We start from the raw sequence: 558 nt of genomic DNA on the forward strand, positions 1-558 counted from the left end.
CGATCGCGACGCGCGCCTCGAAGCTGTGCGTGGCGCCCGGTCAGACGCTGTCGCGAGGGGCACTCCCTTGGTCGCCGAAAGACAGTGACCATGATTCACAACTCCAGGAAGCCGACGTTGCCGAAGGTCGGCTAATGGCCGCGAGCACCAGTTCCCGGCCGTGCCTGGCAGCAGACCTTCGAGGTGATTCGCCCGGTTGGCGAAGGACTGCTTCTAACGGCGAGTTTGGCGAACAGGCAKTCCCGGCCAACAGCGGTCAGTCGCGAAGATCCGCTTTCGGGAACTGTGGTCTTCCACATCGTGGATGTTCACTCATCCCGTTCTGGTCGCGGACGGAAAATGCGAGACCGAACTCTCGAAGCGATGACATGCCCGGCACGAAATCCGACACCGCTGCGACCCTCTTCAAGTCCGCGAAGGCCTTCGACGCGTGGCTGAAAAAGCACCACGCCACGTCGGACGGGCTGTGGTTGAAGATCGCGAAGAAAGGCGCCGGCGAGCCCAGTGTTACCTACCCCGACGCCGTCGAGATCGCGCTGTGCTGGGGCTGGATAGACG

1 protein-coding gene is annotated in these 558 nt (G+C 62.8%); it reads left to right on the forward strand.

Annotated features, from left to right (window positions below; all coding sequences use genetic code 11):
• Positions 1–368 precede the first annotated feature (368 nt).
• A partial coding sequence (locus tag ACXJ3V_RS20550; RefSeq protein ID WP_457102208.1) for a YdeI/OmpD-associated family protein occupies positions 369–558 on the forward strand: 190 nt, incomplete at its 3' end.

Source organism: Microbacterium sp. P5_E9 (assembly GCF_054049175.1).